This window comes from Streptomyces sp. NPDC058678 (assembly GCF_042714835.1).
Classification (GTDB): Bacteria; Actinomycetota; Actinomycetes; order Streptomycetales; family Streptomycetaceae; genus Streptomyces.
This window is the reverse complement of sequence record NZ_JBHXSG010000097.1, coordinates 1-25260: the sequence shown is the minus strand read 5'-3', so window position 1 is coordinate 25260 and position 25260 is coordinate 1. Positions and strand designations below refer to the sequence as shown.

Here is a 25260-nt window from a genome sequence, read left to right as displayed (position 1 = left end):
ATCCGAAACCCTTCGTCTGGACGAAGACCGCTGACGAGATCCTCGACAAAGTAGCCGCCTACTGCCGACGAATCTCTGACTCAGGTCACTAGGGCTGTCCGATCCGCGCCGCGAGGGCCCGCAGTAGTCGTACGACCCCTTCCGGGCCGTCGACGACCGCATCCGCCCGCTCCCGCAGCTCGGTGACCTCGTCGCTGCCGCTGCAGACCAGCAGGCCCGGTGTGCCGTCGGAGCGGAGTTTGTCGACGGCGGCGAAGGCGGGGAGGTCGCCGAGGTCGTCGCCGGCGTAGAGCACCGACGTGGCGTCGGTCTCCCGGACGTACTCCAGGAGGGCGACGCCCTTGTCCATGCCGGGCGGGCGGAGCTCGAGGACGAGCCGACCGGGTTCGACGATCAGGCCGTGGCGGGCGGCCAGCTCGGTGAGGGGGGTGCGGAGGGCCTCGAAGGCGGCCTGCGGATCGGCGGCCCTGCGAGTGTGTACGGCGACCGCGCGCCCCTTCTCCTCGATCCACGCCCCCTCCCGGACACCGGCCTCGTCGAGCACCCCCGGCAACTCGGCCCGGACGGCGGCGACACCGGGGTGCGGGGCGGGTGCGCTGACGGTCCCGGTACGGGCGTCCCAGCGTTCGGCGCCGTAATGCCCGAGGACGACGAGGTGTTCGAGACCGGGCACCCCGGCGAAGCCGCCGTGCCGAACGGCCACCGCGGCCGGACGCCCGGTGACCACGGCGACGGCGGCGACCTTCGGAGCGAGCGCGGCCAGCACCCGGACCGCCTCGGGATGCGCCCGGGCCTGCTCGGGATCCGCGACGATCGGCGCGAGCGTCCCGTCGAAGTCGAGCGCGATCACCGCGCGGCCCGGTCGGGCGAGGAGGGCGTCGAGCCCGTCCCGCCCTGCCGGGGTCGCCGGCGTCGGCAGAGGGTCAGTGACGTTCGGGTCCGTGGATTCCGTGTGGCTGCCCATGCCTCGACCTTATCCACGAAGGGCTCAGCGCTCACGGCACCCCTGAGGGCTCGGCCCCCCGCGGCCCGCCCGGAAGGCGGAGTTCGAGGGCCACTGTTCTCCGACCGAGCCCTGGTACCGGGTCGAAGAGGCGGCGCTCCTACCGCTCGGCCCGCCGCGCGTCCCGTACCCGCCGCAGGCGGTTCACCGTCACCGGGTCGAAGGCCAGCGCCCGCTCGTCGTCCAGCAGCGCGTTCAGCAGCTGGTAGTAACGCACCGGCGCCAGCCCCAGCTCCTCGCGTATCGCCCGCTCCTTCACGCCGGGCCCGCTGAAGCCACGCCGTTCCAGCGCGAGGATCTCCCGCTCCCGGCGGTCCAGCCGCTGCTCCTCGTCCATGCCCGGCACGCTAGCCGCCGGCACTGACAGTCGACTACCGCGCGGTGTGGGCTACTGCGCGCTGGGCTACCGCGCGGTCTGCGCCTGGGCGGCCGTCGTCTGGAGCCGGCTCAGCACGGCGGACGGGCTCCCGCCCGACGCCACGGCCTGCCCGATGTTCTTCTTCACGGCCGCGCTTACCTGCGCCCAGGACGTCTCCCCCACCGGATACGTCTCGGACAGCGGCAGCTCGTCGAGGAACGGCTTGAGGTCGGCGTCCTGCTTCGCCGCGCTCATGACCTCGGACGCGGAGTTGGTGACCGGGAGCAGGTCGTACTCCCGGGAGAAGGCGAGGACGTTCTTCTCGCTGTACACGAAGTCGAGGAAGTCGCCGATCTGCTCGGCGTGCCCGTTCTTCTTGAAGGCGGTCATCCAGTCGGCGACGCCCATGGAGATCTTGTTCTGGCCGTCCTCGCCGGGCATCGGCACCATGCCGAACCTCACGCCCTTCTTCTCGGCCATCTTCATCAGCGAGGGGTGCCCGTTGAGCATGCCGACGTCCCCGTTCGCGAACGCGGCGAACGCGCCGGCCCGGTCGAGCTTCCCGGGCGCGACCGGACCGGTCAGCCCCTTGCCGACGAGTTCGTCCTTGAGCCAGGTGAAGGTGTCGACGTTCTCCGAGGAGTCGATGCTGTACGTGCCGAGCGTGTCGGTGTAACCGCCGCCACCGCCGAGCAGCCACTGCATGGTCTCGGCCTGCGCCTCCTCCGGCCCGAGGGGCAGCGCGTACGGGTACTTCACGCCCTCCGCCTTGAGCGCCTGGGCGTCCGCGGCGAGCTCGTCCCAGGTCGTCGGCGGGGTGAGACCGGCCTCGGTGAAGAGGGTCTTGTTGTAGAAGAGCAGCCGGGTGGAGGCGGCGAACGGCAGGCCGTACTGGACGCCGTTGACCTCACCCGCGTTGGACAGCTGGGAGATCCAGTCGGCCTGGACCGGGATGGAGACCAGGTCGTCGGCCTTGTAGAGCTGGTCCGCGTCCGCGTAGTCGGCGTACGCGCCGATCTGCGCCATGTCGGGCGCCTTGCCGGCGTCGACCAGTTCCTTGACCTTGCGGTCGACGTCGTTCCAGGAGTGGACGGTCACGTCGACCTTCACGCCGTCGTGCGTCGACTCGTACTCCTTGACCAGGGCGTCCCAGTACTTCTGGGAGCTGTTGGCCGTGCTGTCGCCGTAGTCGGCGGCGACCAGCCTCAGGGTCACCTCGCCGGAGTCGCCGGTGAGGCCGCAGCCGCCCAGGACCGCCGTCAGGCCCAGTGCGGACACCGCCGCGATCGTTCCCGCCCTACCCCGCTGCACTGCCATCGCTCCAACATCGTTGATCATCGAAACTCTCGAAAGGTCATACATATTAGCTCCATAAGGTCTACACCACGCGAGTGGACTAGACCTCTTGAGGGTCCACGGGTCAGACTGTCCCCGTGAGACACGTCATCGCCCTCGATGTGGGCGGCACCGGGATGAAGGCCGCCCTGACAGGGGCAAACGGCGAACTGCTGCACCAGGCCCGGCGCGCCACCGGGCGCGAGCGCGGGCCGGACGCGGTGGTCGAGGGCATCCTCGACTTCGCCGCCGAGCTGCGCGTGTACGGCATCGAGCACTTCGGCGAGCCCGCGGCCGCCGCCGGCGTCGCCGTCCCCGGCATCGTGGACGAGGACCGGGGCATCGCCGCGTACTCGGCCAACCTGGGCTGGCGTGACGTACCCCTGCGCGAGCTGCTCGGCGAAAAGCTGGGTGTTCCGGTCGCCCTCGGCCACGACGTCCGCACCGGCGGCCTCGCGGAGGGCCGGATCGGCGCGGGCAAGGGGGCCGACCGTTTCCTGTTCGTCCCCCTCGGCACCGGCATCGCGGGCGCCATCGGCATCGGTGGCCGGGTGGAGTCGGGCGCCCACGGCTTCGCGGGCGAGATCGGCCACATCGTCGTACGGCCCGGCGGGACCCCGTGTCCGTGCGGGCAGCGCGGCTGCCTGGAGCGGTACGCGTCCGCGGCGGCGGTGAGCGAGGCCTGGGCGGCGGCCACCGGGGACCCCGGGGCGGACGCGGCCGACTGCGCGAAGGCCGTCGCGTCCGGCGACCCGAGCGCCGTACGGGTGTGGCAGGACGCCGTGGACGCCCTGGCCGACGGCCTGGTCACCGCACTCACCCTGCTGGACCCGCGCACGCTCATCATCGGTGGCGGGCTCGCCGAGGCGGGGGAAACCTTGTTCACACCGTTGCGGGATGCCGTACGGCAGCGGGTCACCTTCCAGAAACTGCCGTCGATCGTCCCCGCGGCCCTGGGGGACACGGCCGGATGCCTCGGTGCCGGGCTGCTGGCCTGGGACCTCCTCGAATCGACCGACCGTACGGAGGTAACCCCCTGATGGCCACACCCCCAGGGGCGCGGGGAACTGCGCGACCAGCCACCACGCGCCCTCAGGTACTCACCGGCGCCCGGGTGGTACTGCCCACCGGAACCGTCGAGGACGGCCGCCTGGTCGTCGAGGGCACCCGCATCGCCGGCACTGCCCCGGAGAACGCCCAGGTGATCGACGTACGCGGCCACTGGCTGATCCCCGGCTTCGTCGACATCCACAACCACGGCGGCGGCGGAGCCTCCTTCACCTCCGGGACGGTCGACGAGATCCTCAAGGGCATCCACACCCACCGTCTGCACGGCACCACGACCCTCGTCGCCTCCACCGTCACCGGTGACATGGACTTCCTGGCCCAGCGGGCCGGACTGCTGTCCGAGCTGGCCGAGCAGGGAGAGATCGCCGGGATCCACTTCGAAGGGCCGTTCATCTCGCCGTGCCGCAAGGGCGCCCACTCCGAGGAGCTGCTGCGCGACCCGGACCCGGCGGAGGTCCGCAAGCTGATCGACGCGGCGCGGGGCACGGCGAAGATGGTGACTCTCGCCACCGAGCTGCCCGGCGGCATCGACTCCGTACGGCTGCTCGCCGAGCACGGCGTGATCGCGGCCATCGGGCACACGGACGCGACGTACGAGCAGACGGTGGAGGCCATCGAGGCGGGCGCCACGGTCGCCACCCACCTCTTCAACGCGATGCCGGCCCTCGGCCACCGCACCCCCGGCCCGATCGCCGCCCTGCTGGAGGACGAGCGGATCACCGTCGAGCTCATCAACGACGGCACGCACCTGCACCCGGCCTCCCTCCAGCTCGCGTTCCGTCACGCGGGCGCGAAGCGGGTGGCGTTCATCACGGACGCGATGGACGCGGCCGGCTTCGGCGACGGGCGCTACATGCTCGGCCCGCTGGAGGTGGAGGTGACCGACGGCGTGGCCCGCCTGGTGGAGGGCGACTCGATCGCGGGCTCCACCCTCACGCTGGACCGCGCGTTCAAGCGGGCGGTGACGATCGACGGGCTGCACGTCGAGGACGCCGTCGCCGCCCTCTCGGCCAACCCGGCCCGCCTGCTCGGCATGGACGACACCGTCGGCTCCCTGGAGCCCGGCAAGGACGCCGACCTGGTCCTCCTGGACGCCGACTTCGAGCTCAAGGGCGTGATGCGCCGGGGTGAATGGGTGGTCGATCCCCAACTGGGGTGATCTGTCCGTCTGTTGGGGGCGGCGGTTGTCCTGTCAAACTGGGAGGACCGTCGTCCGTTTGGCATGATCGGCCCTCCGGACAGACAGACAGCAAGCGCGTTCTGCGGTTTCCTCGGGGGAGGTCGAGGCAGGTGATCCTCACGGTCACGCTGAACACCGCTCTCGACATCACCTATCGCGTGGGCTCCCTGCGCCCGCACGCCTCCCACCGGGTCACGGCCCTGACCGAACGGCCGGGCGGCAAGGGGGTGAACGTGGCCCGGGTCCTGGCGGCCCTCGGCCACGAGGTGACGGTCACGGGCTTCGCGGGCGGCGCGACCGGACAGGTCGTACAGGACGGACTCACCGCGGTGCCGGGCGTGACGAACGCCTTCGTCCCGGTCGCCGGCGCCACCCGCCGCACGATCGCCGTCGTGGACGAAGGGACCGGCGACACGACCCAGCTCAACGAGCCCGGGCCGACGGTCACGCCGGCCGAGTGGTCCGCCTTCCAGGACGCGTACGAGGATCTCGTCCCGTCGGCGTCCGCGGTGGCCCTGTGCGGCAGCCTGCCGCCGGGTGTGCCGGTGGGGGCGTACGCGGGGCTCGTCCGGACCGCGAAGGCGGCCGGTGTCCCCGTCCTCCTCGACACCAGCGGGGAGGCCCTGCGGCGCGGAGTCGCCGCCCGCCCCGACATCGTGAAGCCCAACGCCGACGAGCTGGCCGAGCTGACCGGCTCCCACGAGCCGTTGCGCGCCACGCAGGACGTCCGCCGACGCGGCGCCCGGTCCGTGGTCGCTTCTCTGGGCCCCGAGGGCCTGCTCGCCGTCACCCCGGAGGGCCGCTGGCGCGCCACCCCGCCCGCCCGCGTGCACGGCAACCCGACCGGCGCGGGCGACTCGGCGGTCGCGGGCCTGCTGTCGGGCCTGGTCGAACAACTCCCCTGGCCGGACCGGCTGGCCCGCGCGGTCGCCCTGTCGGCGGCGACGGTGCTGGCGCCGGTGGCGGGGGAGTTCGACCGGGGGGCCTATGAGGAGCTGTTGGGGCGGGTGACGGTGACGGGGGAGGTCAGCGCGGCGTGAACCCTACTGATCGACGTTCTCCGTCACGGAGAACTGATCGAGGTAGGCGTCGCACTGGTTGCCCTGCTGGCACGAGAGCTCGATCGTGTTGGTGCCCTTGCTCAGGGTGACCTGACCCCAGGTGGTCTGCCAGCCCTTCTCCCAGTCGCCCTTGGGCTGCTTGGCGAAGTTCTTCATGTTCAGCGGCTGCGTGTTGGCCTTGCCGTTGACCGTCAGCGTCGCGTTGGCATCGACACCGGGGATGTCGTAACGGACGTAGAGCCGGTAGGTGCCGGCCTTCTCGATGCCGTTGACGGTCCAGGTGACCTTGGCGCCGACCTGGTTGAAGCCCTGCACGTACAAGCCACCCTCGGCCTGGGCGCCCTTCACGTCGGAGGCGAGGCTCGTGCCGCCCTCCAGACGCAGTGCCTTGGCGTCGGTCTTCGGGAGCTCGCCGGCGGCCGCCGACTGCGAGGACGACGCGCTCGGCTCGCTGCTCTGCGAAGTCGTCGGCGAGGTCGACGCCTCGTTGCCGGCCTCGTTCTTCTCCCCGTCGCCGCCCATCATCGCCACCCCGATGCCGATGACGACCGCGGCGACGACCGCGATCGCGCCGATCAGCAGTCCCTTGGTGTTGGGACCACGCCGGCCGCCGCCACCGCCGTAGGACGGCTGCGGGTGCTGGGTGGTGGGGGCGCCGCCCGGGAAGGTCTCGGGCGCCGCGTAGTGGGTACTCGGCCGGCCCTGGGCGCCCTGCTGCGGAGCCTGGCCGTACGGTGCGGTCGCGGCGGCGGGGGCCTGCTGGCCGTACTGACGCTGACCGACCGCCCGCACCCGGTTGACGGAGCCCGGGTAGCCGTAGCCACCGCCACCAGAGGGCGGCTGGGCGCCGTTTGCCTGCCCGTCGGCGTAGAGATAGCCGAACGGGTCGTCGTCCTCGGGCGTGCTCGCGCCGTTGTTGCCGGCCGTCATCCCTTGGTCTCCTCAACAGGTGCGGTGCGGATGCGATTGGTGTGGTGAGAAGGGCGAGCCTACCCGCTCCTGATGGCCTAAACGGGTGACTCGGATCGCATCAGCTCGCTGACCTGGCAATCATCCCGCGCGTCTGTGTTGTTTGGGACGCGATCGTTTCTCGACGTACATCCGCTCGTCGGCCGACTTCAACACCTCGTCCGCCGTCATCCCGCAATGCGCCCAGCCGATGCCGAAGCTGGCGCCGACCCGCATGGCCCGTCCGTCGACCCGGATGGGCTGGATGATCTCGTTGCGCAGGCGTACGGCGAGGTCCTGGGCGTCGGCCCGGCCGAGCCCGTCGGCCAGCACGACGAACTCGTCGCCGCCGAGGCGGGCCACGGTGTCGCCGTCGCGGACGCCTCGGGACAGCCGCCGGGCGACCTCGATGAGGACCGCGTCACCGGAGTTGTGCCCGAACCGGTCGTTGATCGACTTGAAGCCGTCCAGGTCGCAGAAGAGGACCGCGAGCCCCTTGGTGCCGTCGTCGTGTTCACCCTCAGGGGCGACGGTGTGCACGTGGTGGTCGTAGTTGTCGTACGACTCGGTGCCCGGCCGGAAGTCGAAGCCGTGGCCGCCCGTGTCGAAGACGGGGTGGCTGTACGCGGCGTCCACCGGCTCCAGGGCGCTCGCGTGGTCGGCACGCCGACACAGGCGGGAGGCGAGCCGGGAGCGCAGCTCGGCGGAGTTCGGCAGGCCGGTGAGCGCGTCGTGCGAGGCGCGGTGGGCGAGCTGCAGTTCGCGGCGCTTGCGCTCCTCGATGTCCTCGACGTGGGTGAGGAGGAACCGGGGACCGTCGGCCGCGTCGGCGACGACGGAGTTACGCAGGTGGACCCAGATGTACGTGCCGTCGCGGCGGCCGAGCCGGAGTTCCGCTCGTCCGCCCTCGGCGGAGGTGCGGAGCAGGGTGCCTATGTCCTCGGGGTGGACGAGGTCGGAGAAGGAGTAGCGGCGCATCGCGGAGGCGGGGCGGCCCAGCAGGCGGCACAGGGCGTCGTTGGTGCGCAGGATCCGGCCGTGCTGGTCGCCGCCCATCTCGGCGATGGCCATGCCGGAGGGGGCGTACTCGAAGGCCTGGCGGAAGCTTTCCTCGCTGGCGCGCAGGGCCTGCTGCTCTCTTTCGAGCCTGACCAGTGCGCGCTGCATATTGGCACGTAGACGCGCGTTGCTGATCGCGATGGCGGCCTGGAAGGCGTACATCTGGAGCGCTTCGCGCCCCCACGCGCCCGGACGGCGGCCGTTGCGCGGCCGGTCCACGGACAGTACGCCGATCAGCTCACCGCTCACGCCGCCGGGCGGGCCGGGCGTGAACATGGGAGCGAAGAGCCGGTCGGAGGGGTGCCACTCGTCCTCGAAGCGGGGCGCGGGCCCGTCGGTGTACCACTGCGGGACGTCGTCGTCGTCGAGGACCCAGCCCTCGGTGTGCGGTATGAAGACCAGGTCGCCCCAGTGTTCGCCCATGCCCAGCCGGCGCTCCCAGGAGTCCCGGGAACCGACGCGTCCGGTGATCAGCGCCTCGGCGGCCGCGTTGCCCGCGAAGGCGGCGACGACGAGGTCACCGTCGGGGCGTACGAGGTTCACGCACGCCAGCTCGTACCCGAGGGCGTGGACCACGCCGTCGGCCACGGTCTGCAGTGTGTCCGCGAGACTGCGGGCCGTGTTCATGTCGGCCATGACCTGGTGCAGCTGTCGCAGGGACGCAAGGCGGACGTAAGGCTCCGACTCGGTCTCCATGCTCGCCCTCCCCCCGAGACCTCGCAGCGAATCAAGGGTTCTCATCGGCGTATCGTCCTGGCAGCTTCCCCGCCACTGAATCACAGCGCGCTGCCCACTCGGTACACAGGGTCAACAATTAGTCCCTCTTGTGACTCAAGTCACAGCGAAAGATGAACAATTGAGTGGAGTTTCTGTGTTTTCCCGGTGCGTTAACTGAACGCATACTTTGGATGAAGGGGAAGAGCGTACGGACGGGACACAGACAGTACACACGGAAACTCGTCCGCGAGTCCTAGGACCGGTCCGGGACGAAGGCCCGATGCGGCGCGCACGGACCGGCGACTAGCGTTCCCGGCGTGCCGAACACTCCCCTCGTCCCGTCCGCCACCCTCGCCGCTCCCGCCGCCGGGCATGCTGTGGGGGTGAGCAACGACGAGTTCCGAGCAGCCCTGTCCCGGCTGGCCGCCGGCGTGGTCCTGGTGACCGCGCGGGAGGCGTCACTCGACCCGGACGACCCGCAGGCGCCGACCGGCGAGGACGTCGGCATGACGGCGACGGCGTTCATGTCGGTCTCCCTCGACCCGCCCCTGGTGCTGGTCAGCCTGCGCGAGGGCTCCCGCATGGACGACCTGCTCGACGAACAGCCCCGGTGGGCGGTGTCGGTGCTCTCCGAGAGCCAGCGGCACATCGCAGGCCGCTTCGCCATGAAGGGGCGCATCAGCGACCGCCTCCTCTTCGAGGACATCCCGTACGTCCGCGGCGAGGCGTCCGGCGCTCCGCTGGTGGGCGGCGCCCTGGCGACCCTGGAGTGCCGCACGGAACAGCGCGTGCCGGCCGGTGACCACGTCCTGGTGATCGGCCGGGTCCTGACCGCTGCGGTACCGAGCGCGGACGGCGGCCCGCTGACGTATTTCCGGGGCCGGTACCGGCAGTTGGGGTGAGCCGGGAATCCGATCGCCTCGCCCTGGGCCGCATGCCTAGGGTGCGGGCATGACGACGACTCGCGCGCCGCGCCTCGTGGAGATCACACCCGGCAACTTCGAGGCCGCCACCGGCATCAAGGTCCGCCCGGAACAGGAATTCGCGGTGTCCCCGGTGATGCAGTCCCTGGCCGAGGCGTATGTCCACCCCGCCGAGGTCGCCTGGCCCCGCCTGATCGTCGACGGCGACCGGTCCGTCGGCTTCCTCATGGCCTTCTTCGCCATCGACTGGAAGGAAGACGGCACCCTCTTCCGCTCCGGCCTGTGGCGACTGAACATCGCCGCCGGGGAACAGGGCCGCGGCTACGGCCGGTTCGCCGTGGAGTCGGTGGCGGCCGAGATCCGCCGCCGGGGCGGCAAGGAGATGTACGTCACCTGGCACACCGGTCCCCACGGCCCGGAGAACTTCTACCTGGGGCTCGGTTTCCGTCCCAACGGGGAGACGAGCGAGGGGGAGATCGTCGGGGTGCTGGAGCTGTCGTAGCGACGCCCCGCGGGGTCATCCCCAGTCGCGGCCGGTTCTCCCCCGCTTGGTGTCCGAGCGCTGCTTCTTCTCCCGCAGCCGGCGTTCGTTGATGCCCCGGGGGATCCGGGTGGGCCGGCGCGGCTTGGGCGGCGGGGCCGTCGCCTCGGCGAGGAGAGCGGCCAGGCGTACGGCGGCGGTCTCGCGGTTGCGCCACTGGGAGCGGTGCTCGGAGGCGCGCACGGTGACGACGCCGTCGACGAGCCGCCCGGCCAGCTTGGCCAGGGCCCGCTGCTTCCACACCTCGGGCAGTGCCTCGGTGCGGGCGAGGTCGAAGCGGAGCTCCACCTGGGTGTCGCTGGTGTTGACGTGCTGTCCGCCGGGTCCGGAGGACCGGGAGAAACGCCAGATGAGCTCGGCCTCGGGGAGCGAGACGGAGCCGCGGATGACGTGGGGACCGGACATGACGTCCATGTTCCCCGAGCTGTCCGGTCCACGTCACGCGATTATCGGCGCGGCAGGGAAACGGCTCGGTAAAGAAAGTAAAGAGAGCTGGAACCTCGCGTACCCCTCTCCGCGTTGATACCGGTAGCTGTAGCTTCATGCTGCCGTATGTCTAACGAGGGAAGGACTCCCAACAATGGCTGTAAGCCTGTCCAAGGGTGGCAACGTCTCGCTTACCAAGGAGGCTCCGGGCCTGACCGCCGTCACCGTGGGCCTGGGCTGGGACGTCCGCACCACCACCGGCACGGACTTCGACCTCGACGCCTCCGCGATCGCGGTCAACACGCAGGGCAAGGTCTACTCGGACGGCCACTTCGTGTTCTTCAACAACAAGCAGACCCCGGACCAGACCATCGTCCACACCGGTGACAACCGCACCGGTGAGGGCGCGGGCGACGACGAGGCGATCAAGGTCAACCTCGCCGGCCTCCCGGCCGACATCGAGAAGATCGTCTTCCCGGTCTCGATCTACGACGCCGAGAACCGCTCGCAGAACTTCGGCCAGGTCCGCAACGCCTACATCCGCATCCTGAACGAGGCGGGCGGCGCCGAGATCGCCCGCTACGACCTCTCGGAGGACGCGGCCACCGAGACGGCCATGGTCTTCGGCGAGCTCTACCGCAACGGCGCCGAGTGGAAGTTCCGCGCGGTCGGCCAGGGTTACGCCTCGGGCCTGGTGGGCATCGCCCAGGACTTCGGTGTGAACGTCTGATCCGACGTCACCCGCAGCTCCGCCGAAGCCCCCGACCGTCGTGACGGCCGGGGGCTTCGGCGTTCCCGCCACGGCTTAGGCGTTCCCGCCACCCCGGCGCCGGCCGGCCGATAAGTTGCCCGCGTGATCCTCACCACCCTCCCCGTCCCGCCCGACCGCGACCTCCCGGGCCCCCTGCTCACCGAACTCACCGCGCTGTACGCCGCCAACCGTGACTTCCACGCGCTCAGCGGTGACTTCCCGGACCCGGACGACATCCGTCCGGAGCAGGTGGCGGCCGTGCTGGCCGAGGAGGCCGCGGATCCGGGGGTGGAGGTGCTGCTGGCCCGCAGCGAGGGGCGGCTGGTCGGGATCGCGATCACCCTCGGCCGGCACCCCGACCCGGCCGACCCGGATCCGTGGATCGGCTTCCTGATGGTGGCGGCGGACGCCCATCGCCGGGGGCACGGGCGGCAGTTGGCCTCGCTCGTCGAGGACCGGTTCCGCGCCGCGGGCCGAACCGCCGTACGCCTGGCGGTCCTCGACGCCAACCCGAAGGGCCTCGCCTTCTGGACGGCCCTCGGCTACGAGGTGATCGACCACCGCGCGGACCGCAGGGCCGGCCGCCCCTGCGCCGTCCCGCAAGCCGCTGCGCTTCCCGCGCCTCGCGGCCCGGATCGCCGTACTGGACCCCGACGGCTCGGTCTTCCTCTTCCGCTACGACAACGACGAGGTCGGCAAGCACTGGGCGCTCCCCGGCGGCGGCCTGGAGCCCGGTGAGACCCTCCGCGAGGGCGCCCTGCGCGAACTCGCCGAGGAGACCGGCTGGACGGACCTCGAACCGGGCCCCCTGCTGTGCACCTGGGAGCACGACTTCCGCCGCGCCGGCATCCCGGTCCGCCAGCACGACCACATCTACGTCACCCACGGCCCCCACCGCCCCCCGACCGGTCCCGACCTGACCACGCTACGGGTTGAGGAGGGCATCCTCGCCTGGCGCTGGTGGACCCGTGCGGAGCTCGCGAAGGCCCCGGAGCCGGTGTGGCCGCCGCAGCTCGCGCGACTGCTGGACGAGTTGGGTTAGCCGCGCTTCTGGAAGATTCCGTCCAGGTGGTGTTCCAGCACCTCGGCCGCCGACTCCGCGCTGCGCTGCCCGACCAGGATGCCCGTGCCGAGCCCCGCGGACATGGCGAGCAGCCCGGCCGCCGTCGGCCGCGGGTCCACGCCGGTCCGCAGCAGGCCCGCCTCCCGCGCCTCGCCGAGGAGCGCGGCCACGGCGTCCTCGGCGGCGTCGGGGTCCTTGATGAAGGGCTGGGCGGCGAGCGCTGGGTCGCTCACGGCGAGCACGGCGTACGAGGTGAAGACGTGGTGGAAGGTGCGGCTCTCCTCGTCCACCGGCAGCGCCGCCGACAGCAACGCCTCAATGCGCGCACGCGGTCCGGGGCTGTCCCCGGCGTCCCGCAGCCGGGCGGCGACCCGCTCGCCGAACCGCTCCGCCAAGTGCCGCAGCCCGAAGAGCAGCAGTTTCTCCTTGGTCTCGAAGTAGTACTGCACCAGCCTGAGGGACACCCCCGCCTCGGCCGCCACGTCCCGCATCCCGACGGCGTGCAGCCCGCGCCGCCCGGCGACCCGGACGAGCGCCTCGGCGATCTCGGTACGCCGTTCCGCATGGTCCACGCGCTTGGGCATCGGCCGTTTCTCCGCTCGTCGTCCTTGCTGGTACACGCCCTGCCGGGCCCGTTGATGATACAGCGGTACCACCATCATGGTACGTTCGTATCACAAAGTCCCTCGGACCCCGGAGGTGCCCCGTGCCCGACACCGCTGCCGACACCGCTGCCCGCAACCGGCCCGACGTCGGCCGCTATGTCAGCGACGCCTGGCGCGACCGCCACTTCGCGGCCTGCGACGCCCTCTACGCACTCGGGGCGCCCGCGCTCGCGGAACAGGACGTGGAGACCTCGTTCGGCACCACCCACGTCTACCGCTACGGCCCCACCGACCCCGCGGCCCGCTCCCGCACCCCCGTCGTCCTGCTCCACGGAGCGGGCTCCTGCTCCGCCATGTGGTACCCGAACACCCGCGACCTCAGCGCCGACCGCCCCGTCTACGCGATCGACACCCCGGGCGACCCCGGACGCAGCGTGCAGCGCGAACCCATCCACCAGCCCGCACACGCCGCCCAGTGGCTGGACGAGACCCTCGACGGGCTCGGCCTCGACCGCGTCCACCTCGTCGGCTCCTCCTACGGCGGCTGGCTCGCCCTGAACCAGGCGCACCGCAGGCCCGACCGCCTCGCCTCGGTCACGCTGCTCGACCCGGGCGGCCTGGAGAAGGTGGGACTGCGCTTCTTCGTCTGGATCTTCGCCGGCCTCTTCGCGACCTTCGCGCCCAAGGCACTGCGCCCACGCCTCGCGGCCTGGCTGGAGCAGCCGGTTCTCATCGTGCCGGAGCTGCGCACGATGATCAGGACCGCCGTCCGCGCCTACCGCATACGCCGGCCCGCCCCCCTCCCCCTGTCCGAGGACGAACTGTCCACCATCCGCACCCCGCTCTACCTGGTGCTCGGCCGGCGCAGCCTGCTCGTGCACCCGGAACGGCAGGTGGAGCGCGTCCCCCGTCTGATCCCCGGCGCCCGGGCGGAGATCATCTCCGACACCGGCCACGGACCCCAGATCGACCACGCGGAGGAGGTCGACCGCCGGATGCTCGATTTCATGAACTCCGCCGACTGAGCCGCAGGCCGGCCTCAGTCCTGGACGGGCGCCGGCTTCCCCTCCCCGTACAGCCACTCCGCCCAGATCGCGTCGACGTCCTTGCCCGGCGCCTGCTTCTCCACGTACGCCGTGAAGTCGGCCGTGTCCGCGTTGCCGTGCCGGTGGGCGGCGGCCCAACCGCGGAGCAGGGCGCGGAAGGCGCTGTCACCGACCGTCCGACGGATCCGGTGGAGGACCATCGCGCCGCGCACGTAGACGGGGCTGTCGGACAGGTGCGCGGCACTCGTCGGCTCGGCGGGCGGGAAGGACCAGAGGTCCTCGTGGGTCTCCTCGCCGTGGTCGTACAGCGCGTCGAAGGTCTTCTGGGCGCTGTCGCCGCCGTGCTCCTCCTGCCACAGCCACTCCGCGTAGGTCGCGAAGCCCTCGTTGAGCCACATGTCCTGCCAGGTCTTCGGCGTGACCGAGTTGCCGTACCACTGGTGGGCGAGTTCGTGGACGAGGAGCGCGGTGCTGGGGACGCCGGGGAAGACGGGCCGGTTCTGGGTCTCCAGGGCGTAGCCGGCGTCGCCGTCGCGGTCGACGATCGCTCCGGTGGACGAGAAGGGGTACGGCCCGAAGGTGTCCGTGGCCCACTCCATGATCTCGGGGAGCCCGTCCAGCACCTTGCGGCTCGCCCCGGCCAGGCTCGGGTCGACGGCGACGTACACGGGCAGGCCGTCGGCGGTGGCGGAGCGGCGGACGTCGTAGTCACCGACGGCGACCGTGGCGGCGTGGCTCGCCATGGGCTCGGCGGTGCGCCAGGTGAACGCCGTACGGCCCCCGGTGGTCCGCTGCCCCACCAGCTCGCCGTTGGACACGGCCCGCAGCCCCTCCGGCACGGTCACCGTGACCTCGTACGACGCCTTGTCCGAGGGGTGGTGGTTGCCGGGGAACCACGCCATCGAACCCGTCGGCTCCCCGAGGGCGAGCGCCCCGTCCGCGGTGCGCAGCCAGCCCTCCTCGGAGCCGTCGGGGTCCGTGATCGTCACGGGGGTGCCGGAGTAGCGGACGGTCACGCGGAAGCCCTCGTCCTCGCCGAGCCCTCCGCGCGGGCGCACGGTCAGCTCCTGCCCGGCGCGGTCCCAGCGGGCGTCCTCGCCGTCCACGGTGACCCCGCCGACGTCGAGCGACTGGAGGTCGAGGTCGAAGGCGGAGAGGTCCTGGGTGGCGCGGGCGCTGATCGTCGCCGTGCCGGTGAGGTGGCCGGTGTCGGGCTCGTAGGCGAGGTCCAGGTCGTAGTGCGTGACGTCGTATCCGCCGTTGCCCGCCTTCGGGAAGTACGGGTCGCCCGCACCGCGCCCGCCCGGGTCGCCCGGCGCTCCCCCGCCACCGCACGCGATCAGGGTGAGGGCGAGGGCGAGAAGAAGGCACGTACAGGCCGGGACAACGGGTGCGGATCGGGACACGCCGGTGATCCTACGAGGACGCGCGTGGCACCATCTCGTACGTGCTCGACATCGGCTACGCCCTCTCCAACCGCTTCCCTGACCCCCCGCAGACCGACTACCGCCGCGCGGACGTCCACACCCTGCGCCACGACCTGTTCTGCGGGGACGTCTACCTCGCCGACACCAAGGCGGACCGGGAGCTGTCCACAGCCTGGGGATGGGTGCCGGTGCTCGACTTCGCGTGGGCCCTGTGCGACATCGTCGAGCAGATCGACCGCGACCCGGCCGGCTCCCGCGCCGCCCGCCCGCAGCGCGCGGAACTCGACTTCACCGAGTCCACCGACCGCATGCTCTTCGAGCGCCGCTTCGGCTGGGTGGACATCGAGGCCGACTGGATGCCGACCGAGGAGCCCCCGCTGAGCTTCTCCCACGCCGAACTCCGCAAGGAGGCCCGGGACTTCCTGCACGACCTGATCGCCGACCTGATCGACCTGCACGACGACCTGGGCGAGAACCCGGCGATCTGGACCCTGCAGGCGCGCTTCCCCAGGGCCTGAACCGCCTCGTCCCCCTCCTCCCTCCCCCCACGGCGGGCTGGGGCACCCGTCACCCCTCCACCCGGACCCCCATCTCGGCCGCCAACACCGGTGCCAGATCCAGCAGTTGCGCCGGACTGATCACCGCCCCCGCCAACCGGTCCACGCCCCGCGCGATCTCCAGCGAAGCGGCCCCGCGCAGGTCGACGTCCTTCAGCGTGGCCGCGGTGAGATCCGCCCCCTTCAGTTCGCAGTCCACGAACTCGACCCGCTCCAGCCGGGCTCCCCCGAAGTCCGGCTCGACCAGGACACAGCCCTGGAAGACGACGTCCTTGAGGCGGGCCGTGCGCAGGTTCAGGTAGTCGATCTTGCCGCCGCGGATCAGGACGCGCTCCAGGACGGCTCCGTGCATCTGCGTGCCGCCGAGCCGGGCGTCGACCAGCTCGACGTCCCGCAGGGTCGACTCGGCCAGGTCGGTGCCCACACCCCGGATGCCGGTGAGAACCGAGTCCAGGAAGCGGGCGTGGTGCAGCCGGGTCTCGTCCAGCGCGCACCCCGTCAGCGCGCAGTCCATGAAGCGGGCGCCCCGTCCGTCCTGCCCGGCGAAGTCCGCCGCCACGAACTCCAGCCCGTCGTAGTCCCCGTCCGGCTCCAGCCCTCCACCGCCGTACGGCTCCAGTGGAGGCAGCCGCACCTCCGGGCGCCGCGCCGCCTTCACCCCCGTCCCGCCGGCCCGACCCGTCCCGTCCACCGCTCTCCTCGCCATGCCCCCCATGCTGCACCCCGCCACTGACAATCCCCCCGACCTGCGCAAACACCGGCGATGTCACATTCAGGGGCCCTGAATCGGTCGTATCCACAGAACCGACCGAAGGAGACCCGAACCATGCACCGCATCACCGTCATCGGCGGCGGCTTCGCCGGACTCACCGCCGCCCTCACCGCCGCCGAGGCGGGCGCCAAGGTGACCGTCCACGAAGCCCACCACACCCTCGGCGGGCGGGCGCGGACCGCCGAGGGGCCGTACCGGACGAACGAGGGACCGCACGCCCTCTACAGCGGCGGCCCGCACTGGGCCTGGCTCAAGCAGCGCGACCTCATCGGCCCGCTCGCGCCGATCCCGCCCCTGGAAGCGGCCCGGCTGCGGTTGCGCCACAAGGGCGTACTGCGCCGCACGCCGCCATTCGCGATGCTCAAGCTGCTGCGCCCCGGCGTCCGACAGGCGCCCGTCGACGTCGACTTCATGACCTGGGCGACCGAACTGGCCGGTGAGGAGGGCGCCCGCGCCGCCGCGCACTACTCGGCCGTCGCCCTCTTCCACCACGATCCCGGCTCCCTGTCCGCGGCCTTCGTGCAGGAACGCCTGCGCCGCGCCACCAAGCTCCCGCCCGAGGCCCAGTACCCGCGCGGCGGCTGGGCCAGTGTCATCGACCGGATGGCCGCCCGGGCCTGGAATCTGGGAGTCAGGATGGAGACGTCCTCCCGGATCGACACCCTCCCCACCGACACGCCCGTCGTCGTCGCCACCTCCCTGGACGCCGCCCGCCGACTCCTCGGCGACGACTCCCTGACCTGGACCGGCGGCCGTACCACTCTCGTCGACCTCGCCGTACGCACCCGGCGCGGCGACGCCTTCGCCGTCTCCGACCTCGACTCCCCCGGCTGGCTCGAACGCTTCACCGCCCAGGACCGCTCCCTCGCCCCCGCCGGCGAGCAGCTCGTCCAGGGGCAGATCCCGATCGCCCCGCACGAGACGAAGGCCGACGGCGTCGCCCGCGCCGAGCAGCTCCTCGACCTCGCCTTCGAGGGCTGGCGCGGGCGCGTCACCTGGCGCCGCGCGGCCGTCGCGAACGGCCGTACCGGCGCCGTCGACCTGCCGGGCACGAGCTGGCGCGACCGGCCCGCCGTCCACCGAGGCGACGGCGTCTACCTGGCGGGCGACCAGGTCGCCGCCCCCGGCGTCCTGTCCGAGGTCTCCTTCAACAGCGCCCTGACCGCCGTCTCCCTCGCCCTCGGCCGGAACACCCTTGACCTCAAGCATGCTTGAGGTTGAAGAGTGGGGCCCTGCCGACAGCACGACGGCACGACAGCAGGACAGCACGAGCCACCGATCACCGATCACCGATCACCGATCACCGATCACCGATGGGGGACCCCACATGCACGCCATCCGCCTGCACGCCTTCGGCCCGGCCGACCACCTCACCTACGAGGAGACCGACGACCCCCGGCCCGCCCCCGGCCAGGTCCGTATCGCCGTGGCGGCGGCCGGGGTCCACCTCCTGGACACCGCCCTGCGCGAGGGCATGCAGGGACCCCTCCCCGCGCTGCCCAGCCTGCCCACGATCCCCGGCCGCGAGGTCGCCGGCGTCGTCGAGGCCCTCGGCGAGGGCGTCGCCGGCCTGTGGCTCGGCAAGCGCGTGGTCGCCCACCTGGGATTCGCCCCCGGCGGTTACGCCGAACTCGCCGTCACCGAGGTCGAACGCGTCCACGAGATCCCCGCGAACCTGGACTTCGCCCAGGCCGTCGCCATGATCGGCACGGGCCGGACGACCATGGGGATCCTGCAGTTCGCCGAGCTCGGCCCCGACTCCGTCGCCGTGATCCCGGCCGCCGCAGGAGGCATCGGCACCCTCCTCGTCCAGTACGCCAAGCACGCCGGCGCCACCGTCATCGGTCTGGCCGGCGGCCCGGACAAGGTCGCCCGCGTGCAGACGAACGGCGCCGACCTCGCCGTCGACTACAAGGACCCGTCCTGGCCGGACAAGGTCCGCGCCTACCTGGGCGGAGGTACCGCGACCGTCCTCTTCGACGGCGTCGGCGGCGATGTGGCCCGCGAGGCCGTCGGCCTGCTCGGCCCCGGCGGCAGGCACATCGTCTTCGGCTGGTCCGGAGAAGGCATCCACGACGGCGGGCCCTACCTCGTGGAGGGCGTGTCCGAGCAGGTCCTCGGCCCCGCGATGATGCAGAAGGCCGGCGGCCCCAACCCCGTACGCACCCTCGAACTGCGCGCCCTCACCCAGGCCGCCGAGGGCCGCCTCACCCCCGCCGTACAGCGCTTCCCCCTCGCCGAAGCAGCCGCCGCGCACCGGGCCCTGGAGACCCGAGCCACGACCGGAAAGGTGGTGCTGGAGCCATGACGTCCGCGGATGCGGCAGACCCCGATCCATGGTCTCCTGACCAGGTGAGCGTCACCCCTACCGGTGCTCCCGAGGCCGACCCGCGCCGCTGGTGGGGCCTGGTGATCATCGCCCTCGCGCAGCTGATGGTCGTACTCGACGCGACCATCGTGAACATCGCGCTCCCCTCCGCACAGCACGACCTGGGCATCTCCGACGGTGACCGGCAATGGGTCATCACCGCCTACACGCTCGCCTTCGGCGGCCTCCTCCTGCTCGGCGGCCGCATCGCCGACCTGATCGGCCGCAAACGCGCCTTCGTCATCGGCCTCGTCGGCTTCGCCGCCGCCTCCGCACTCGGCGGCGCCGCCACCGGCTCCGCCATGCTCTTCGGCGCCCGCGCCCTCCAGGGCGTCTTCGCCGCCGTACTCGCCCCCTCCGCCCTCTCCCTGCTCACCACCACCTTCACCGACCCCAGGGAACGCGGGAAGGCCTTCGGGATCTACGGCGCCCTCGCCGGCAGCGGCGCCGCCATCGGATTCATCGTCGGCGGCCTGCTCACCGAGTACCTGAACTGGCGCTGGTGCCTCTACGTCAACGTCCCCATCGCCGCCGTCGCCGTCTTCGGCGCCCTCGTCCTCCTCCACGACCGCCCCGGCCACACCGGCGCCCGCCTCGACATCCCCGGCGTACTCCTGGGCTGCGGCGGCCTGCTCGCGATCGTCTACGGCTTCAGCGAGGCCGAACCCCGGGGCTGGACCGACCCCTTGGTCCTCGGGCTCTTCGCGGCGGGCGTCGTCCTCCTCGCCACGTTCGTGTGGTGGCAGACCCGGGCCCCCAAGCCCCTGCTCCCCCTCCACGTCATCAAGGACCGCAACCGCGCCGGATGCTTTCTGACCATGGGCCTCGCCGTCGTCGGCATGTTCGGCCTGTTCCTCTTCATGACGTACTACCTGCAGGTCGTCCTCGCCTACTCCCCGGTGCAGACGGGCCTCGCCTTCCTCCCCCTCACCGCCTCGATCATCACCGGCTCCACCCAGATCTCGGCCCGCCTCATCAACCGCGTACCGCCCCGCATGCTCATGGTCCCCGGCATGCTCCTCGCCTCGTCCGGCATGGTGCTCCTCACCCGGATGACGGTGGACAGCGAGTACGTCACCGACATCCTCCCCGCCCTGATCCTCATGGGCCTCGGCATGGGCCTGACCTTCATGCCGGTCTTCTCCACCGCCACCGCGGGCGTCGCCCCGCAGGACTCCGGTGTCACCTCGGCGACCCTCAACACCTCACAACAGGTCGGCGGTTCCATCGGCACGGCCCTCCTCAACACCATCGCCACCACCAGCAGCACCGCCTACGTCACCGCCCACCTCGCCGGTTCCGGCGACCGGGCCCGGACGGCCAGGGAAGCCGTCGTCCACGGCTACACGGTCGCCATCTGGTGGGCCGCCGGCATCATGCTCCTGGCCGGCCTGATCGCAGGCCTGATGGTGACGGCGAAACCCCCGAAACGCAGTGTCCCGGAGGGTGCGGCGGTGCCGGAATCGGTGGCCTGAACAACCGCAGTCACCTCGGCCGGGTGACCTGGTGCCGCCCCGCCACCCCATCAGCCGGACACAGGCGCCGGGGGCACAGCGGACGTATGTCCACACCCTGTGGACGCCCCGGTCAATTCGCATGAGGCGATGCACGCACCCGAGTAGGGTCCGGAAACGTGATCGACATTCCGGAGGCGCTGGCCGCATCGCAGGAGGAGTTCAACGGAGAGGCGGGCCGCGCTTTCATCGCCCGTCTGCCGGAACTGACGGCCGAGTTCCTGGAACGCTGGGAACTGACCGTCGACGGACGGCCGATGCACGGAGTCACCGCACTGGTGCTGCCGGTCGTCCGTTCGGACGCCACGCCGGCCGTCCTGAAGCTGCAGCTCGTCGACGAGGAGAGCGAGGGCGAGCCCGTCGCCCTGCGCGTCTGGGACGGCGACCGGGCCGTACGGCTCCTCGACCACGACGAGACGACCGGCACCATGCTCCTCGAACGCCTCGACCCCACCCGCATGCTGTCCCACCTGGGCGACACCCGCGAGGCCGTCCTGGTCATCGCCCATCTGCTGGCCCACCTCACCTCCGTGCGCGCCCCCGAGGGCATACGCCGCCTCGGCGACATCGCCCAGGCCATGCTCGACCGGACCCGATCGGCCCTGGACCGCATCCCGGACCCGGACACCCGCCGCCTGGTCACCAACTGCGCGGCCGCCGTACGCGAAGTGGTGGACGACCCCGGAGACCGCCTTCTGCACTGGGACCTCCACGACGAGAACGTCCTCGCCTGTGACCGCGCCCCCTGGCTCGCCATCGACCCCAAACCGCTCGCCGGCGACCCCGGCTTCGAACTCTGGCCGGCCCTCGACAACCGCTTCGACGCCGACGAGATCCGCTGGCGCTTCGACGCCATGACCGACGTACTCGGCCTGGACCGCGCACGCGCACGTGCCTGGACACTGGGCCGCCTCCTCCAGAACGCGCTCTGGGACGTCGAGGACGGCCGCCCGCCGGAGCCCCGGCAACTGGAAATCGCCAGGCGCCTGAGGAACGGCGGGAGCTAGCCTCCGGGCATGATCCGCACCGCGACTCCCGCCGACATTCCGGTCATCCACACCCTCGTCCGCGAACTGGCCGAGTACGAGAAGGCCCCGCACGAGGCGAAGGCGACCCCGGAACAACTCCACGAGACCCTCTTCGGCGAACGCCCGGCCGCCTACGCCCACATCGCCACCGACGACACCACCGGCGAGCCCGTCGGCTTCGCCCTGTGGTTCCTGAACTTCTCCACCTGGCGCGGCGTCCACGGCATCTACCTGGAGGACCTCTACGTCCGCCCCACCGCCCGAGGCGCCGGCCACGGCAAGGCCCTGCTCACCGAACTGGCCCGGATCTGCGTCGAGCGCGGCTACGAGCGCCTGGAGTGGTCCGTCCTGAACTGGAACACCCCGTCCATCGCCTTCTACGAGGCACTGGGCGCGCGTCCCCAGGACGAGTGGACGGTGTACCGCCTGACGGACGGAGCACTGACGGAGCTCGGGACGCGGGCATGAGGAAGCCCAGGTCAGATACCGACTGACCTGGGCTTTTCCTTGCCGAGAGCCCCCTGTCGGATTCGAACCGACGACCTACGCATTACAAGTGCGTTGCTCTGGCCAACTGAGCTAAGGAGGCCTGCACGCGTGTGACGTGATGACGTGCCCGTGCAGTGTACCCAGGCCACAGGGTGCCCCTCTCGAAAATTTCGGCGAAGTTCACACTCGCCCGGGTACTGACAGATGACGTTAACGCCAGGTACCGTCCTGACCCAGTTCACACGCGTGGACTACACCACCCCGGACCTGGTCCGGGGCGGCTCACCACCTTCCTACAACGGATCGTCCGGCACGTTCCTGCCGGTAGAAGGGGGCCCTTCACCATGGCCACTGTCTCGTTCGACAAGGCGACCCGGATCTACCCGGGTTCCACCAAGCCCGCCGTCGACGCTCTCGAGATCGACATCGAGGACGGCGAGTTCCTCGTCCTTGTCGGTCCGTCCGGTTGCGGCAAGTCCACCTCGCTCCGCATGCTCGCGGGGCTCGAGGACGTGAACGGCGGCGCCATCCGCATCGGCGACCGCGACGTCACGCACCTGCCGCCGAAGGACCGGGACATCGCCATGGTGTTCCAGAACTACGCGCTGTACCCGCACATGTCGGTCGCCGACAACATGGGCTTCGCGCTCAAGATCGCCGGCGTCAACAAGCAGGAGATCCGGAAGAAGGTCGAGGAGGCCGCGAAGATCCTCGACCTCACCGAGTACCTGGACCGCAAGCCGAAGGCCCTCTCCGGTGGTCAGCGTCAGCGTGTCGCCATGGGTCGCGCCATCGTGCGTGAGCCGCAGGTGTTCCTCATGGACGAGCCGCTGTCCAACCTGGACGCCAAGCTCCGTGTGTCCACGCGTACGCAGATCGCGTCGCTGCAGCGCCGCCTCGGCATCACCACCGTCTACGTCACCCACGACCAGGTCGAGGCCATGACGATGGGCGACCGGGTGGCCGTGCTGAAGGACGGTCTGCTCCAGCAGGTCGACTCGCCGCGCAACATGTACGACCGGCCCGCCAACCTCTTCGTCGCCGGCTTCATCGGCTCTCCCGCGATGAACCTCGTCGAGGTCCCGATCACCGACGGCGGCGTGAAGTTCGGCAACAGCGTCGTCCCGGTCAGCCGTGACGCCCTGAAGGCCGCCTCCGACAAGGGTGACCGCACGGTCACCGTCGGCGTCCGCCCCGAGCACTTCGACATCGTCGAGCACGACGGCGCCGCCGCCTCGGCCCTGTCGAAGGACACCGAGGACGCCCCGGCCGGTCTCGCGGTCTCCGTGAACGTCGTCGAGGAGCTCGGCGCCGACGGTTACGTCTACGGCAGCGCGAAGGTCGACGACGACCTCAAGGACCTGGTCGTCCGCGTCAGCGGCCGCGCGGTCCCGGACAAGGGCGCCACGCTGCACGTCGTGCCGCGGCCGGGCGAGATCCACGTGTTCTCGACCTCCACGGGCGAGCGCCTCACCGACTGAGGCGGAAAGAGCGACCGACCCGGGCAAATTCACCCGCGTTGACGAAGAGGGCCCCGCAGCCTGCTGCGGGGCCCTCTTCGCTGTGGCCAACCACCCCGGCAAACCGGCCATTTCGAGCAGTGTGCGTCAACGCGGCACCCAGAAGAAGTCACCAGTTCATCCCCCGAACCGGTGACTAAATGTCGCCAAATCATCACCCCGCGCTACCCTCACACGCGTGAAGCACTCCACTAACCAACAGACGCGACGCGGCCAGGGCCCCGCCCGCCGGATCGGCCGCACCCTCGCCCTCGTACTGCCCGTCGTCCTGGTGCTCTCCGGGACCCTCGCGGTCACCCGAGTCAACTGGTCGGGGAATTCCTCGAACTCGGTGCTCACCGCGTCGGACGCCACGCTGTCGGACGCCAAGGCGCCCGCGGCCCGTACTCCGCAGGACGTGTTGCGCGACCAGCTCCTGACCGAACTCCAGGAGAAGAACCCGGGCGTCGCGCTCACGCACCTCCAGGAGGCGGTCAACGGCCGTCCGTCGCTGGCGAAGCACTGTGTCTCCATCGCGCGTGCCCTGGGCCGTGCCGCGGTCCGTGTGTACGGGCCCACGCGTGCGCAGTCGTACGCCCGCCCGGTCTGTGACACCTCCTTCGCGACGGGCGTCGCGGCGGCGTACAGCTGATCGCGGACCAACCGGGGGGGATGGTGGTAACGGCTGATTAAGGAACGGTTGCAGGCCCCGGCCGCGGGCGGGACGCCACGTACAGTTCGGTCATGACCGATCCGAACGCCGCGTCCCGCCCTGCTCAAGCCGTCATTCTGGCCGGCGGCCAGGGCTCCCGGCTGCGTCCCTACACCGACGACCGGCCCAAGCCGATGGTCGAGATCCCCGGCACGGGGACTCCGATCATCGGCCATCAGCTTGTCTGGCTGGCGGAGGAGGGCGTGACGGACGTGGTGGTCAGCTGCGGCCACCTCGCCGACGTCCTGCAGAAGTGGCTGGAGAGCGCCGATCTCCCGGTGAACGTCACGACGGTCGTCGAGACGGAGCCGCTCGGCCGCGGCGGCGGCCTGAAGTACGCCGCCGCCCATCTCCCCCACCCGGACCGGGCCTGGTACGCCACCAACGGCGACATCTGGACCCGCTTCTCGCTGCGCGACATGGCGGACTTCCACACCGAGCGCGACGCGGTGGCGACCCTCGCGCTGGCCCGCCCACGCATCCCGTGGGGCGCGGTGGCGACGGACGGCTTCGGGCGCGTGACGGACTTCATCGAGTCCCCTCCGACGACGTACGAGATCAATGCGGGCGTCTACGTCTTCTCACCGGAGTTCGCCGGGCTGCTGCCCGAACGCGGCGACCATGAGCGCACGACGTTTCCCCACCTCGCCCGTGAGCGGCGGTTGGCCGGCTTCCCGATTCCGCAGGGTTCGTATTGGCGTGCCATCGACACGGCGAAGGATCTGACGGAGGCGGCCAAGGAACTGGCCGCGCTGGGGCGCTAGAGGCCGTCCGGGCCCGTACGACGACGGGGGCCCCGCACTTCTGAAG

Annotated in this window: 25 protein-coding genes, 1 tRNA gene and 1 pseudogene; 17 read left to right on the top strand and 10 right to left on the bottom strand. The window is 71.3% G+C overall.

Annotated features, from left to right (window positions below; translation table 11 throughout):
* Window positions 1-88: 88 nt before the first annotated feature.
* The 3 genes from otsB to ACFWWR_RS44445 all read right to left on the bottom strand — a co-directional run bounded on the left by otsB (window position 89) and on the right by ACFWWR_RS44445 (window position 2678).
* The gene (gene otsB / locus ACFWWR_RS44455) at window positions 89-964 is read right to left on the bottom strand and encodes a trehalose-phosphatase (RefSeq protein ID WP_383870608.1); all 876 of its coding nucleotides are present in this window, start codon (window positions 962-964) and stop codon (window positions 89-91) included.
* 139 nt (window positions 965-1103) lie between these two features.
* On the bottom strand, window positions 1104-1340 hold the full coding sequence (locus tag ACFWWR_RS44450) for a DUF3263 domain-containing protein (RefSeq protein ID WP_383870605.1): 237 nt from the start codon (window positions 1338-1340) through the stop codon (window positions 1104-1106).
* 66 nt (window positions 1341-1406) lie between these two features.
* Window positions 1407-2678, bottom strand: coding sequence for an ABC transporter substrate-binding protein (locus ACFWWR_RS44445; protein WP_383870602.1), 1272 nt, complete (start codon window positions 2676-2678; stop codon window positions 1407-1409).
* A gap of 116 nt (window positions 2679-2794) precedes the next feature.
* Between ACFWWR_RS44445 and ACFWWR_RS44440 the strand changes: the two genes are divergently transcribed.
* The 3 genes from ACFWWR_RS44440 to ACFWWR_RS44430 all read left to right on the top strand — a co-directional run bounded on the left by ACFWWR_RS44440 (window position 2795) and on the right by ACFWWR_RS44430 (window position 5984).
* Window positions 2795-3736: an ROK family protein gene (locus ACFWWR_RS44440; RefSeq protein ID WP_383870599.1), complete on the top strand. Its 942-nt coding sequence runs from the start codon at window positions 2795-2797 to the stop codon at window positions 3734-3736.
* Entirely contained in the window at window positions 3736-4923 is a 1188-nt protein-coding gene (nagA, locus tag ACFWWR_RS44435) for an N-acetylglucosamine-6-phosphate deacetylase (RefSeq protein WP_383870597.1), read from the top strand. The genes ACFWWR_RS44440 and nagA overlap by 1 nt, the downstream gene beginning before the upstream one ends.
* 131 nt (window positions 4924-5054) lie before the next feature.
* The gene (locus ACFWWR_RS44430) at window positions 5055-5984 is read left to right on the top strand and encodes a 1-phosphofructokinase family hexose kinase (RefSeq protein ID WP_383870594.1); all 930 of its coding nucleotides are present in this window, start codon (window positions 5055-5057) and stop codon (window positions 5982-5984) included.
* A 3-nt stretch (window positions 5985-5987) separates the two neighbouring features.
* Here the strand turns inward: ACFWWR_RS44430 and ACFWWR_RS44425 are convergent, their stop codons facing one another.
* Window positions 5988-6935, bottom strand: coding sequence for a CBM35 domain-containing protein (locus ACFWWR_RS44425; protein ID WP_383870591.1), 948 nt, complete (start codon window positions 6933-6935; stop codon window positions 5988-5990).
* Window positions 6936-7055: 120 nt separating this feature from the next.
* Window positions 7056-8708: a diguanylate cyclase CdgB gene (gene cdgB, locus ACFWWR_RS44420; RefSeq protein WP_383870588.1), complete on the bottom strand. Its 1653-nt coding sequence runs from the start codon at window positions 8706-8708 to the stop codon at window positions 7056-7058.
* Window positions 8709-9046: 338 nt separating this feature from the next.
* Between cdgB and ACFWWR_RS44415 the strand changes: the two genes are divergently transcribed.
* Window positions 9047-9631, top strand: a complete 585-nt coding sequence (locus tag ACFWWR_RS44415) for a flavin reductase family protein (RefSeq protein WP_383870585.1) — start codon at window positions 9047-9049, stop codon at window positions 9629-9631.
* 49 nt (window positions 9632-9680) lie between these two features.
* On the top strand, window positions 9681-10154 hold the full coding sequence (locus ACFWWR_RS44410; RefSeq protein WP_383870582.1) for a GNAT family N-acetyltransferase: 474 nt from the start codon (window positions 9681-9683) through the stop codon (window positions 10152-10154).
* A gap of 15 nt (window positions 10155-10169) precedes the next feature.
* Here the strand turns inward: ACFWWR_RS44410 and arfB are convergent, their stop codons facing one another.
* Window positions 10170-10607, bottom strand: coding sequence for an alternative ribosome rescue aminoacyl-tRNA hydrolase ArfB (gene arfB, locus ACFWWR_RS44405; protein WP_383870580.1), 438 nt, complete (start codon window positions 10605-10607; stop codon window positions 10170-10172).
* Between the two features lie 166 nt (window positions 10608-10773).
* Between arfB and ACFWWR_RS44400 the strand changes: the two genes are divergently transcribed.
* Together ACFWWR_RS44400 and ACFWWR_RS44395 are read left to right on the top strand one after the other, a co-directional pair.
* Complete coding sequence (locus ACFWWR_RS44400) at window positions 10774-11349, top strand: TerD family protein (RefSeq protein WP_383870577.1); 576 nt, start codon at window positions 10774-10776, stop codon at window positions 11347-11349.
* Between the two features lie 123 nt (window positions 11350-11472).
* Window positions 11473-12412 (top strand): annotated as a pseudogene (locus ACFWWR_RS44395) (GNAT family N-acetyltransferase).
* Here ACFWWR_RS44395 and ACFWWR_RS44390 read toward each other — a convergent pair.
* Window positions 12409-13017, bottom strand: a complete 609-nt coding sequence (locus ACFWWR_RS44390; protein WP_383870575.1) for a TetR/AcrR family transcriptional regulator — start codon at window positions 13015-13017, stop codon at window positions 12409-12411. The pseudogene ACFWWR_RS44395 and the gene ACFWWR_RS44390 sit on opposite strands and share 4 nt — an antisense overlap.
* Window positions 13018-13139: 122 nt before the next feature.
* Between ACFWWR_RS44390 and ACFWWR_RS44385 the strand changes: the two genes are divergently transcribed.
* Window positions 13140-14063, top strand: coding sequence for an alpha/beta fold hydrolase (locus tag ACFWWR_RS44385; RefSeq protein WP_383870572.1), 924 nt, complete (start codon window positions 13140-13142; stop codon window positions 14061-14063).
* 14 nt (window positions 14064-14077) lie between these two features.
* Here ACFWWR_RS44385 and ACFWWR_RS44380 read toward each other — a convergent pair whose 3' ends face one another.
* Window positions 14078-15490 carry a M1 family metallopeptidase gene (locus tag ACFWWR_RS44380; RefSeq protein ID WP_384309976.1) on the bottom strand — a complete coding sequence of 471 codons (1413 nt, stop codon included), beginning with the start codon at window positions 15488-15490 and terminating at the stop codon, window positions 14078-14080.
* 41 nt (window positions 15491-15531) lie between these two features.
* Here ACFWWR_RS44380 and ACFWWR_RS44375 point away from each other — a divergent pair, with 41 nt between their 5' ends.
* Complete coding sequence (locus tag ACFWWR_RS44375) at window positions 15532-16029, top strand: hypothetical protein (RefSeq protein WP_383870568.1); 498 nt, start codon at window positions 15532-15534, stop codon at window positions 16027-16029.
* A gap of 49 nt (window positions 16030-16078) precedes the next feature.
* Here ACFWWR_RS44375 and ACFWWR_RS44370 read toward each other — a convergent pair whose 3' ends face one another.
* Window positions 16079-16774: a pentapeptide repeat-containing protein gene (locus ACFWWR_RS44370; RefSeq protein ID WP_383870565.1), complete on the bottom strand. Its 696-nt coding sequence runs from the start codon at window positions 16772-16774 to the stop codon at window positions 16079-16081.
* Window positions 16775-16894: 120 nt separating this feature from the next.
* Between ACFWWR_RS44370 and ACFWWR_RS44365 the strand changes: the two genes are divergently transcribed.
* The 5 genes from ACFWWR_RS44365 (at window position 16895) to ACFWWR_RS44345 (ending at window position 22218) form a co-directional block, all read left to right on the top strand.
* The gene (locus ACFWWR_RS44365) at window positions 16895-18055 is read left to right on the top strand and encodes an NAD(P)-binding protein (RefSeq protein ID WP_384309973.1); all 1161 of its coding nucleotides are present in this window, start codon (window positions 16895-16897) and stop codon (window positions 18053-18055) included.
* Window positions 18056-18167: 112 nt separating this feature from the next.
* Window positions 18168-19148, top strand: coding sequence for a zinc-binding dehydrogenase (locus ACFWWR_RS44360; protein ID WP_384309970.1), 981 nt, complete (start codon window positions 18168-18170; stop codon window positions 19146-19148).
* Window positions 19145-20683 carry an MFS transporter gene (locus ACFWWR_RS44355; RefSeq protein ID WP_384309968.1) on the top strand — a complete coding sequence of 513 codons (1539 nt, stop codon included), beginning with the start codon at window positions 19145-19147 and terminating at the stop codon, window positions 20681-20683. The genes ACFWWR_RS44360 and ACFWWR_RS44355 overlap by 4 nt, the downstream gene beginning before the upstream one ends.
* Window positions 20684-20841: 158 nt before the next feature.
* The gene (locus ACFWWR_RS44350) at window positions 20842-21729 is read left to right on the top strand and encodes an aminoglycoside phosphotransferase family protein (RefSeq protein WP_383870554.1); all 888 of its coding nucleotides are present in this window, start codon (window positions 20842-20844) and stop codon (window positions 21727-21729) included.
* Between the two features lie 9 nt (window positions 21730-21738).
* Entirely contained in the window at window positions 21739-22218 is a 480-nt protein-coding gene (locus ACFWWR_RS44345) for a GNAT family N-acetyltransferase (protein ID WP_384309966.1), read from the top strand.
* Between the two features lie 47 nt (window positions 22219-22265).
* Here ACFWWR_RS44345 and ACFWWR_RS44340 read toward each other — a convergent pair.
* Window positions 22266-22339, bottom strand: a tRNA-Thr gene (locus tag ACFWWR_RS44340).
* 244 nt (window positions 22340-22583) lie between these two features.
* Between ACFWWR_RS44340 and ACFWWR_RS44335 the strand changes: the two genes are divergently transcribed.
* The 3 genes from ACFWWR_RS44335 to ACFWWR_RS44325 all read left to right on the top strand — a co-directional run bounded on the left by ACFWWR_RS44335 (window position 22584) and on the right by ACFWWR_RS44325 (window position 25214).
* Complete coding sequence (locus ACFWWR_RS44335; RefSeq protein ID WP_383870549.1) at window positions 22584-23720, top strand: ABC transporter ATP-binding protein; 1137 nt, start codon at window positions 22584-22586, stop codon at window positions 23718-23720.
* A gap of 217 nt (window positions 23721-23937) precedes the next feature.
* Complete coding sequence (locus ACFWWR_RS44330) at window positions 23938-24390, top strand: hypothetical protein (protein WP_383870547.1); 453 nt, start codon at window positions 23938-23940, stop codon at window positions 24388-24390.
* 92 nt (window positions 24391-24482) lie between these two features.
* Window positions 24483-25214 carry an NDP-sugar synthase gene (locus ACFWWR_RS44325; protein WP_383870544.1) on the top strand — a complete coding sequence of 244 codons (732 nt, stop codon included), beginning with the start codon at window positions 24483-24485 and terminating at the stop codon, window positions 25212-25214.
* Window positions 25215-25260: the final 46 nt, after the last annotated feature.